Origin of the sequence: Nonomuraea sp. NPDC005501, assembly GCF_040605905.1 — a bacterium.
Taxonomy (GTDB): domain Bacteria; phylum Actinomycetota; class Actinomycetes; order Streptosporangiales; family Streptosporangiaceae; genus Nonomuraea.
On record NZ_JBEXDT010000106.1, the window covers coordinates 19,210 to 28,493 of the forward strand.

The 9,284-nt window shown below is 74.0% G+C and carries 6 protein-coding genes; all 6 read left to right on the forward strand.

Translation table 11 applies throughout. The features are described 5' to 3' along the window. Positions 1-5 precede the first annotated feature (5 nt). Positions 6-2,129, forward strand: coding sequence for a prolyl oligopeptidase family serine peptidase (locus ABZS51_RS36020; protein ID WP_355450849.1), 2,124 nt, complete (start codon positions 6-8; stop codon positions 2,127-2,129). A gap of 141 nt (positions 2,130-2,270) precedes the next feature. After that, positions 2,271-2,762, forward strand: a complete 492-nt coding sequence (locus ABZS51_RS36025; protein ID WP_355450852.1) for a hypothetical protein — start codon at positions 2,271-2,273, stop codon at positions 2,760-2,762. Beyond that, entirely contained in the window at positions 2,762-4,165 is a 1,404-nt protein-coding gene (locus ABZS51_RS36030) for a hypothetical protein (protein ID WP_355450855.1), read from the forward strand. Before ABZS51_RS36025 ends, ABZS51_RS36030 begins: the two co-directional genes overlap by 1 nt. Beyond that, positions 4,162-5,529 carry a VWA domain-containing protein gene (locus ABZS51_RS36035; RefSeq protein ID WP_355450858.1) on the forward strand — a complete coding sequence of 456 codons (1,368 nt, stop codon included), beginning with the start codon at positions 4,162-4,164 and terminating at the stop codon, positions 5,527-5,529. The genes ABZS51_RS36030 and ABZS51_RS36035 overlap by 4 nt, the downstream gene beginning before the upstream one ends. Before the next feature lie 13 nt (positions 5,530-5,542). Next, positions 5,543-6,658, forward strand: a complete 1,116-nt coding sequence (locus ABZS51_RS36040; RefSeq protein WP_310707721.1) for an AAA family ATPase — start codon at positions 5,543-5,545, stop codon at positions 6,656-6,658. Beyond that, positions 6,655-9,284, forward strand: a 2,630-nt coding sequence (locus ABZS51_RS36045) for a DUF5682 family protein (RefSeq protein WP_355450862.1), incomplete at its 3' end; no start/stop codon positions are given. The genes ABZS51_RS36040 and ABZS51_RS36045, both read left to right, overlap by 4 nt.

Consider the following 9,284-nt stretch of genomic DNA (forward strand, 5'->3'; position numbering starts at 1 on the left):
GCAGCATGTCCGTCCCCTCCCTGCCGCGCCAGCTCGCCCGCACGCGGCGGTTCACGCTCGGCGCGCCCGGCAAGATCAGCGTCTCGCCCGACGGCGGCACCGTCGTCTTCCTGCGCAGCCGTGCCGGGGACGACCCGGTGAGCTGCCTGTGGGCGCTCGACGTCGCCACCGGCCGCGAACGCCTCCTCGCCGACCCCCGGGCGCTGCTCGTGGGCGCGGGCGAGGAGCTCTCCGCCGAGGAGCTCACCCGGCGTCAGCGGGCGGGCGAGCTGTCCTCCGGCATCGTCGCCTACGCCGCCGACGCCGCCTGCGAGCTGCTGGCCTTCGCGCTGTCCGGCCGGCTGTGGACGGTCCGCGTCTCCGACGGCCTGGTACGGCCGGTCGCCGCGGCCGAGCCCGCCCTCGACCCCCGCCCGGACCCCACGGGCCGCCGCGTCGCGTACGTCAGCGGCGGCGCCCTCCGCGTGGCCGACACCGGAGACGCCCTGGACCGGGCGGTGGCGGTGCCGGACGGGCCGGAGGTCACCTTCGGCCTTCCCGAGCACGTCGCGAGCGAGTCCATGGGCCGCCACCGCGCCTACTGGTGGTCGCCCGACGGCACCCGGCTGCTCGTCGCCCGCGTGGACACCGCGCCCGTGCGGCGCTGGCACCTGGCCGACCCCTCCGACCCCTCCCAGCCTCCGGTCAGCGTTCCCTACCCGTCGGCGGGCACGGCCAACGCCGAGGTCAGCCTGTGGATCGCCGACGCCGGAGGACGCAGGCCGCTCACCCCGGTCGCCTGGGACACCAAGGGGTTCGAGTACCTGACCGACGCCGGCTGGGACGCCGCCGGGCCGTACGCGTCCGTGCAGAGCCGGGACCAGCGCCACGTCCAGGTGCTGGGGATCGACCCGGCCACCGGGGCGGCCCGGGTGCTGGCCGAGCAGCGCGACGACGCCTGGGTGGAGCTCCTGCCCGGCCTGCCCGCCCGCGACTCGGCCGGCGCGCTGTTCACCGCCGGCGACGTGGACGGCACACGCCGGCTCATGGCCGACGGCGTGCCCGTGACCCCGCCCGGCCTCCAGCTCCTCGGCGTGCTCGCCGTGGACGGCCGTACCGTGCTGTTCGCGGCGACGGACGAGCCGACGCAGACCCACGTGTGGGCTTACGACCCGGACGCCGGGGCGCGGCCGCTGACCACCGAGCCGGGCGTCCACAGCGCCGTGCGGCAGGGCGGCACCACCGTGCTCCTCTCCCGTACCCTCGACCGTCCCGGCACCCGCGTCACGGTCCACAGTGCAGGAGCAGCCAGCGCGGGCGCAGCCGGTGCGGGGGAAGCCGTGGAACGGGAGATCGTCTCGCACGCGCAGCGGCCCGTGCTGGAGCCCCGGCCCGAGCTGCTGAGCCTCGGCCCCCGCGGGCTGCGCGCCGCCCTGTTCCTGCCCTCCTGGCACCGGCCCGGCGACGCCCCGCTGCCCGTCCTCATGGACCCGTACGGCGGCCCGGCCCTGCGCAAGGTGACCGCCGAGCAGGCGTGGTGGACGTACGTCTCGCAGTGGTTCGCCGAGCAGGGCTTCGCGGTCCTCGCGGTGGACGGCCGGGGCACGCCGGGACGCGGGCCCGCCTGGGAGCGGGAGATCCACCTCGACCTCGCCGGGCCGGTGCTCGACGACCAGGTCGAGGGGCTGCGTGAGGTGGCGGCCCGCCGGCCCGAGCTGGACCTGTCACGGGTGGCGATCCGGGGCTGGTCGTTCGGCGGGTTCCTGGCCGCGCTCGCGGTGCTGCGCCGGCCCGACGTCTTCCACGCCGCCGTCGCGGGCGCGCCCGTCACGGACCAGCGGCTGTACGACACGCACTGGCGCGAGCGCCACCTCGGACACCCGGACGAGCACCCGGAGGCGTACGACCGCTGCTCCCCCGTCCTGGAGGCCGCGTCGCTCACCCGGCCGCTGCTGCTCATCCACGGCCTGGCCGACGACAACGTCGCGCCGGCGCACACCCTGAGGCTGTCGGCGGCGCTGCTCGCGGCCGGGAAGGCGCACGAGGTGCTGCCGCTGCCGCGCACCACCCACCTGCCCGTCGAGGAGTCCGTGGCCGAGAACCTGCTGCTGCACCAGCTCGGCTTCCTGCGCCGCGCCCTGCCCTCCTGAGGCCCCACCTCCGGTGATCTTTTCCGGTCCAGGATTGTCGGTCGGCTGGGGTACATTCTCGGATCATCAATCGGCCGTTCGCGTAGTGCCGTCGCACCATCAGGCGTCCGCGAGCCGTACGGGCTGGGAGGTCGAAAGGTCGTGACCGCGGACATGGCCGCGTGGGAGCAGCGCAGCGTGGTGCCGGTGGTGCCGCCTGTCCGGCCCCGCAAGCTGGCCAAGGTCCCGTTCGTCGAGCTGGCCGACGGACGGTTGCAGGGCGTCGTGTCGAGCGGCTCCGACATCGAGCGGGTGTACGTCTCCTCGATCGCCGCCGGCACCCACGCGTACAGCTGCAGCACCAACAACAACCGGCCCTGCGGCGGCCTGTACGGCTCGCCGTGCAAGCACCTCCAGGCGCTGGCCGCCGAGGCCGTGCTCCAGTACGGCCTGGACCGCGTGGCGGGCTACCTGCGGGCCGAGGTCGGCGAGGACGGCGACCTGATCGGCGCCCTCGACGGCTCGGTGGAGCGGACGCAGGCGTCCATGGTGTTCAGCCGGTTCCTGCGCCACCTGGCGTACCTGGAGCTGCCGGGCACCGGTGAGCCGGTGCTCGAGTTGCAGTGGTTCCCGGCGACCGGGGCGGGTGCCTGATGCGCGGAGTGCAGCTCGCCGCGCTGCTCGACGGCGACGTGCCCGGGACCGGGCAGGCCCTGGAGCTGGTGACGGGGTTCGACGACGCGCTCGCCAACGGGTTCGCCCGGCTCGGCGAGGAGCGGGCCGGGGCGCTGGCCGCCCTGGCCGGGGCCATGGCCGGCACGCCCCTGGGCGACCGGGCGGCCGAGGCGGCGGCCAAGATCGCCGCGGGCTCGGTCGGCGAGGAGCACCTGGCGGCTCTCGCCGGGGCCCGCACCGCGCTGCTCGGCGCGGTCCACGACGCCCTGCTCGACCGGCTCGACGCCGCGCTCGGCCGCGACCGCGAGCCCTGGCCGGCCACCGGCGGGACGCCGGACGAGCCGGGCGTCCCCGCGAACCTGCTCGCCGCCGGCCGCTCCTGGCTGCACGAGGTGGCCATCACCGGCTGGCGCGGCGTCGACCACGACCTGATCTCCGGCTCCGGGCAGGCCGTCGAGGCCCTGCTCGCCCAGCCCGCCGCGCGCCGCCTCGCGGTGCTGCTCGACGGGCTGGCGGCCGAGCTGGCCGCCTCCGGCCCGATCGGCCTGATGCCGCACCTGCCCGCCCGCCGGTGGGGCGACCTGTGGGCGCGGGCTCTCCTGCTCGCCCAGCCCGGCGGCCTGGCCGCCCGTCCGGAGCCGGTCACGGTCTCCGGGCGGCTGCTGCCCTTGGGCGTGGACGTCCACGAGCACGGCACCGCCGTGCAGGTGCAGGTGCACGGCGTGCTGGAGCCCGCGGGCGACGAGCCGAAGCGGCTGGTACGCGCGAGCGTCAGCGCCATGAAGGTCGACACGATCACCGGCCCCGCCGTGTGGCGGCTGCTGGGAGGCCACCCGGCGCTGCTGATGGCGCTGGCCGAGCACCGCGCCCTCGACCTCACCGGCATGCCGCTGCTGCCCGGCGGCGACCTCGTGTGGCACGACGACCGGGCCCGCGCGGGCGAGCCCGCCGACCCGTTCGCCGTGGCCCGCGTCCAGCTCGCCGGCGCGCTCGCCCCGCCGGCGCCGCCCCTCGACCGCCATCCCGTGCGGATCGCCGAGCCCGTCCTGCTGGAGGGCTACACGGTGACCGGCGACGGCACGCTCGACGTCGACGGCCACCCGATCGCCCTCGACACCGACCGGCTGCCCTCATGCGGCCCGCTGACCCCCCAGCTCGTGGCGGCCTCCACCGCCTGCGTCGGGCTCATGCGCTGGGACGGCGGACGATGGTCCGTCCAGCCGCTGGCGGTGCAGGCGACGGTCAAGCGCAAGCCGGTCGAGGCCGGCAACGGCGACTGGGCGCTCGGCCCCACCGACCCCAAGGCGGTCAAGGCCGTGGCGAAGGCCGGCGACGTCGTCGCCGTACTCCAGGAGCGGGCGGGACGGCTGCTGCGGCGATGAGCGAAACCCCGAGCGAGTCCCCTGGCGAGTCCCCGAGCGCGTTCCCGAGCGGGCCTTCGAGCGCTGACGCGAACCGGCGGCAGCTCCTCTACTGGCGGCTGCTGTCCCGCGTCTTCGAGGCCGACGAGCAGCCCGCCCTCGAAGCGGGCAGCATGGCCGTCGTCGGCGACCTCGGCCTGCCCGCCGCCCTGCTCGACCCCGGCATCTCGGTCGACAACGTCGTGCAGCGCTTCCCCGAGCTGGCCGCCGAGTTCGACGGCCTGATGGCGCCCGGCCTGCCGGAGTCCGAGGAGATCGGCCCCGAAGAGGTGCGCCGGGCCGCGCTGGTGTCGAAGCTGCTGCTCAACGTGTTCGCGACCGGCTCGGGCAGCGTCTCCGCGAGCGGCCTGGCCCGCTGGCAGCAGGACGCCGGCTGGTTCGAGCGCGCCCTCGGCCACGAGCCCGGCGGGCTGCGCGCCAACCCCGCGAGCGACGAGCTCGGCGGCGTCCTGGCCGGCCTCGAAGGCGATCTGGTCAGCCGGATGCGCCTGCGCGAGGTGCTGGCCGACCCCACCCTGGCCAGGCAGCTCACGCCCAGCATGTCGCTCATCGAGCAGCTCCTGCGCGACAAGGCCAACCTGTCGGGCATCGCGCTGGCCAACGCCAAGGCGCTGATCCGCCGGTTCGTCGACGAGGTCGCCGAGGTGCTCCGTACGCAGGTCGAGCAGACCAGCGCCGGGAAGATCGACCGATCGGTGCCGCCCAAACGGGTGTTCCGCAACCTCGACCTCGACCGGACCATCTGGAAGAACCTCACCAACTGGAGCCCCGAGGACCAGCGGCTCTACGTCGACCGCCTCTTCTACCGGCACACGGCCCGCAAGAACACGCCGTCCCGGCTGATCGTGGTGGTGGACCAGTCGGGCTCCATGGTCGACTCCATGGTCAACTGCACCATCCTCGCGTCGATCTTCGCCGGGCTGCCGAAGGTGGACGTCCACCTCATCGCGTACGACACCAGGGCGATCGACCTGACGCCCTGGGTGCACGACCCGTTCGAGGTGCTGCTGCGCACCGACCTCGGCGGCGGCAACGACGGGCCCGTCGCGATGGCGATGGCCCGGCCGAAGATCGCCGAGCCGCGCAACACCGTGATGGTGTGGATCTCGGACTTCTACGAGTTCGACCGGTCGCAGCCGCTGTTCGACGGGATCCAGGCCGTCCACCGCTCCGGCGTGCGCTTCATCCCCGTCGGCTCGGTGAACAGCTCCGGCCGGCAGAGCGTCAACCCGTGGTTCCGCCAGAAGTTCAAGGACCTCGGCACTCCGGTGATCTCCGGCCACATCCGCAAACTCGTGTTCGAGCTCAAGAGCTTCCTCACCTAGGAGAGTCCCCCGCATGACCGACGAGATGCTGCGTGCCCCCGCCGAGGTGAAGTACGCCGACGAGCTCGACTGGCTGGAGTCCGTGGACGACGGGCCCAAGCCGTTCTCGTGGCGGCTGAGCCCCCGGATGGTGCGGCTGTTCGTGCTCGGGTCCGATCGCTCCGACGGGCTCGACCGGGAGATCAAGCAGAAGTGGTTCGGCGACCGGAGCTTCGTCGAGCGCGCCATCGTGACCCTCGCCTCCGACCGCGGCCTGCTGCTGATCGGCGACCCGGGCACGGGCAAGAGCTGGCTGGCCGAGCTGCTGTCCGCCGCGATCAGCCGCAACTCGACGCTGGTCGTCCAGGGCACGGCCGGCACCACCGAGGACCACATCAAGTACTCGTGGAACGTCTCCATGGTGATCGCCAAGGGGCAGTCACGCGACTCCATGATCCCCTCGCCCATCATGACGGCGATGGAGCAGGGCGTGATCGGCCGCTTCGAGGAGCTGACCCGCTCCACCAGTGACGTGCAGGACGCGCTCATCTCGATCCTGTCCGAGAAGTACGTGTCCATCCCCGAGCTGGACGACGACAACATCGTCTTCGCCAAGCCCGGCTTCTCCATCATCGCGACCGCCAACAGCCGCGACCGGGGCGTCAACGACCTGTCCTCGGCCCTGAAGCGGCGCTTCAACTTCGTCCGCATCCCCGTCGTGACGAACAAGCGCAGCGAGGCGGAGATCGTCCGCTTCCGCACCACCGAGCTGCTGCGCCGCCACCGGATCGAGCTGGACGTGCCGCCCACGCTCCTCGACATCCTGCTGCAGAGCTTCGCCGACCTGCGGGCCGCGTCCGAGTCGGCGAGCAGCGACGACGAGAGACTGGAGTCGGCGCTGTCCACGGCCGAGCAGATCGGCGTGCTGGAGGACGCCATCCTGCACAGCCAGTTCTTCGGCGACCAGACGCTGCGCGCGCAGACCCTCGCCGGCTCCCTGGTCGGCTCGCTGGCCCGCCGCAACCCGGAGGACCTGGCCATCCTCAACAAGTACTGGCACGGCGTCGTCGAGCCCCGCAGCAAGAAGGACGGCGGGGAATGGCCGGACTTCCTCGAAGGCGGCCGCCAGGCGATCGCCACCCTGTCATGAGCTCGCCCGGCGCGGTCGCGGGTCCGTTCGGAGCCCTGCGCGAGCAGTTGCTGGACGCCGCCGCGGCCTTCGCCGGCGCTCCGGCCTCCCTGTCCGAGATCCTCGCAGGCCTGGTGGACGACGTCGACCGGGCGCTGCGTGAGGAGCTCGAAATCTTCCCGGTGTGCCACCACTCGCCCGCGTCCGCGCTGGCCATGGCGCGCCGGCTGCGCGAGAAGCGGCCCCAGGTCGTCTACCTGGAGCTGTGCGAGGACCTGCGCCCGCTGCTCGGCGAGCTGCGCAACTGCCGCCTGCCGGTGGCCCTGCAGGCGTTCGCGACGGAGCTCGACGGCTTCCCGCCCGGCTCCGGGCCGCTCAGCGTGGTGGCGCCCATCACCGAGGCGTCGGCGGAGTACCAGGTCATCGCGTACGCGCTGGAGACGCCCGGCGTCGAGCTGGTCCTCGTGGACCGCTCGGCCGACCACGTCTTCCAGTGGCTGCCCAAGGAGGAGGACGCCGCCGAGGAAGAGCAGCCGGAGCTAGGTGAGGACGCGGCGCTGCACGGCGACGCCGTGGGCATCGAGATCGGCGACCTGCGCCCCCGCTTCGCCGAGCTGGAGGCCCACCTGCTGCACCACGGCAAGGTGCGCCACTGGTCCGAGTGGTGGGACCAGTACGTGGAGCGCCCCCTGCTCGACGCCGACCATGACACCTACCGGCAGGTCATGGTGCTGATCGGCAGCCTGTTCCGGCGGCTGGCCCCGGAGCGGGGCGACCGGCTCGCGCGGGACGAGGAGCGCGAGCGCCACATGTGGACGCGCATCCGCGAGCACCTGTCCACCTCCGGCGCCGACCCGGAGCGCTGCCTGTACGTGTGCGGCGCCTTCCACGCGGCCAGCCGGGTCGAGGAGTTCGGGCTCGCGGGCTCCGGCACGTACGCCATCACGCCCCGCACGGGCACGCGGTGGCTGTACGGCCTCATCCCGTCCAGCCACTCGGCCATCGAGGCGCAGTTCGGCCTGGCCTCCGGCTCGGTGTCGATCGCGGCGGCGACCTGGGCCAAGGCCGTCTCGCGCGGCGGCGTCCAGACGTACCGGCTGGAGGGACAGCAGGGGCAGGCCACGACCAAGCGGACCCGCGCGAAGGAGACGGGGCCCGAGACGCCGCGGCCGGTCGCGGACCGGCTGAGCGGGTTCCTGTCCAAGCCGCCGGAGCTGGGCGGGCTCGACGAGGCCGAGCTGCTCGGCTGGTGCGTGGACCTGGTCCGGCTGGCACGCCGCAACGGCTACCTGGCCAGCACCGCCGACGCCATCGCCGTGTACGAGACGTCGATCCTGCTCGCGAGCATGCGCGACCGTGCCCGGCCGACGCCGTACGACTTCCAGGACGCGGCGGTCACCTGCATCGAGAAGGACGTGGTGCCCGGCCGGCGCGACGTCCGGCACCTGTGCGAGATCCTGCTCGGCGGCGACCGCATCGGCCAGGTCGGCTACGACGCGATGCCGCCGCTGGCCCGCGACGTCTACGACCGGCTGGAGCCCCTCGGGCTCGACCTGCACAAGCGCACGGTCCAGCGGGCGCTGATGAACCTCGACGCCGATCCCCACCTCGCGCCCTGCTCGCACCTGCTGTGGATGCTGCGCTACCTGCTGCCCGAGGGCGCGGTGCGCCCCATCATGGGCACGCGGCGGCTCGGCGAGCGCTCCATCCAGGAGAGCTGGGACCTGTCCCTCGGCCAGCACCAGCGCTCCGTCATCGAGCTGGGCTACCAGGGCGTCACCGTCGAGCAGGTGCTGGAGCGGCGCCTGCGCGACGCGGTGCGGCACCCCCGGGCCACGGCCGCGACCGCGCTGGAGGCGGTCGAGGACTCGATCGTGTTCCTCGGCAGCCGCCGCTTCACCGACGAGCTGGGGGCGCGGGCCGTCGAGCTGCTGTCCGCCGAGCGCACCGTGGACGACGCGCCCGAGGTGCTGCGCCGCGTCCGCCGCCTGCTCGCCCACTACCGGGCGGCGGAGCCGGAGCTGCCCGCCTGGTGCGAGGCGTTCGTCACCACCGGCTACGCGCAGTACTGCACGCTGCTGCCCACCGCGTTCGTGGCCGAGGACACCGGGGTCCGGCAGGTCGGCGCCATGCTGGGCTTCCTGTTCTCCATGGAGGGGCTGGCGCTGTCGCTCGGCTGCGAGCGGGCCCAGCTGGAGCTGGCCGTCCAGCAGTCGCATCCGCGGACGCCGGCCAAGGTGGCGCTGCTGTGGGCGGCGCACACGCAGCTCGGGCTGCTGTCGATCGCCGCGCTGCGGGAGCGGTGCGACGAGCTGCTCGCCAACCCGCTCGTGCTGCCGTCGTTCCCGCTCTACATCAGCGGGTTCGTGCAGGCGCTGGAGCCGGTGCCGTCGCTGACGCCGTTCGTGGTGGAGCTGATCTCCAAGGCGTTCGCGCGGTTGCCTGACGCGGTGCTGCTGCCGTGGCTGCCCAGGCTGATCACGACGCTGCGGGAGCAGGCGCGGGAGCTCGTACCGGTGCTCGTGAGGGAGGCGGGCCGGACGTTCCCCGCCGGGCTGGCGGAGCTGGACGCCTGGGTGCCGCCGTGGAGCGGGCGTACGGCGGTCCCCGCGGCGGCGGGCGGGCCGGTGGCCGTGGCCGGCGGGCC